This window comes from Robiginitalea aestuariiviva (assembly GCF_029537735.1).
Taxonomy (GTDB): Bacteria; Bacteroidota; Bacteroidia; order Flavobacteriales; family Flavobacteriaceae; genus Robiginitalea; species Robiginitalea aestuariiviva.
In genome coordinates this window covers 1-2,024 of the sequence record NZ_JARPUQ010000004.1, presented here as the reverse complement: position 1 = coordinate 2,024, position 2,024 = coordinate 1, and the positions used below count along the sequence as shown (strand labels likewise).

The 2,024-nt window shown below is 51.6% G+C and carries 1 tRNA gene and 1 rRNA gene; both read right to left on the bottom strand.

Annotated features, from left to right (window positions below):
- Positions 1–65 precede the first annotated feature (65 nt).
- A tRNA-Ile gene (locus tag OZ410_RS14455) sits at positions 66–139 on the bottom strand.
- Positions 140–294: 155 nt separating this feature from the next.
- Positions 295–1,818, bottom strand: a 16S ribosomal RNA gene (locus OZ410_RS14450).
- Positions 1,819–2,024 lie beyond the last annotated feature (206 nt).

The following is a 2,024-nucleotide window of genomic DNA, read 5'->3' as shown; positions in this document are numbered from 1 at the left end:
CGTAGTCTCAGGCAGACTCCCCGATATCCATCGGGGTAGACTTCTCACTGCCTTCACCTACATTGTAGTCTCAGGCAGACTCGAACTGCCGACCTCTACATTATCAGTGTAGCGCTCTAACCAGCTGAGCTATGAGACTGCATTGTTATAATGACAGACACAAACAACATCCTTAAATTATGCTTTAAGGAAGCTTAAAAAAACCTGGCCCGGTCGGGAAGATTCCCAATTGCTTGAAGGAACTTCCGCGTTTGATTTGGTCGCCTTTAATAGATAATCTGATGACTTCTCTAGAAAGGAGGTGTTCCAGCCGCACCTTCCGGTACGGCTACCTTGTTACGACTTAGCCCTAGTTACCGATCTTGCCCTAGGCCGCTCCTTGCGGTGACGGACTTCAGGCACTCCCGGCTTCCATGGCTTGACGGGCGGTGTGTACAAGGCCCGGGAACGTATTCACCGGATCATGGCTGATATCCGATTACTAGCGATTCCAGCTTCACGGGGTCGGGTTGCAGACCCCGATCCGAACTGTGACCGGTTTTATAGATTCGCTCCTGCTCGCGCAGTGGCTGCTCATTGTACCGGCCATTGTAGCACGTGTGTAGCCCAGGACGTAAGGGCCGTGATGATTTGACGTCATCCCCACCTTCCTCACGGTTTGCACCGGCAGTTCCGTTAGAGTCCCCGACTTTACTCGCTGGCAACTAACGGTAGGGGTTGCGCTCGTTATAGGACTTAACCTGACACCTCACGGCACGAGCTGACGACAACCATGCAGCACCTTGTAATGAGTCCGAAGAAAAGCCTATCTCTAAGCCTGTCCCATTACATTTAAGCCCTGGTAAGGTTCCTCGCGTATCATCGAATTAAACCACATGCTCCACCGCTTGTGCGGGCCCCCGTCAATTCCTTTGAGTTTCATCGTTGCCGACGTACTCCCCAGGTGGGACACTTATCACTTTCGCTTAGCCACTGAACCGCGGCCCAACAGCTAGTGTCCATCGTTTACGGCGTGGACTACCGGGGTATCTAATCCCGTTCGCTCCCCACGCTTTCGTCCATCAGCGTCAGTTGGCGGTTAGTGACCTGCCTTCGCAATCGGTGTTCTATGTGATATCTATGCATTTCACCGCTACACCACATATTCCGGCCACTTCACCGTAACTCAAGACCAGCAGTATCAAAGGCAATTTTACGGTTGAGCCGCAAACTTTCACCTCTGACTTACTGATCCGCCTGCGGACCCTTTAAACCCAATGATTCCGGATAACGCTCGGACCCTCCGTATTACCGCGGCTGCTGGCACGGAGTTAGCCGGTCCTTATTCGTACGGTACCGTCATCTGCCCACACGTGGGCATTATTCTTCCCGTACAAAAGCAGTTTACAACCCATAGGGCCGTCTTCCTGCACGCGGCATGGCTGGATCAGTCTCTCGACCATTGTCCAATATTCCTCACTGCTGCCTCCCGTAGGAGTCTGGTCCGTGTCTCAGTACCAGTGTGGGGGATCCCCCTCTCAGGGCCCCTACCTATCGATGCCATGGTGAGCCGTTACCTCACCATCTAGCTAATAGGACGCATAGCCATCTCCTGCCGATAAATCTTTAATTATAATCCGATGCCAGATCATAATACCACGGGGTATTAATCCGAATTTCTCCGGGCTATCCCCCTGCAGAAGGTAGGTTCTATACGCGTTACGCACCCGTGCGCCACTCGTCAGCGGAAAAGCAAGCTTTTCCCTGTTACCGTTCGACTTGCATGTGTTAGGCCTGCCGCTAGCGTTCATCCTGAGCCAGGATCAAACTCTTCATCGTAGATTCTTATATAACTTGAGAACAAATTATCTTCAACTCCCAAATCACAAAAATTCCACAACTAAGATCTATCCCAACTCGGTCCAGGTTTTTTTATTCTTCCTTGACGGATGTTGTTTGTACTTACCAAGTCTTCCGCCCCGCTAAAGGCAGAAGAGTTGCTGTCTGTCAATATGTCAATGACCTTGGGGCGCCTTTCGCTCCCC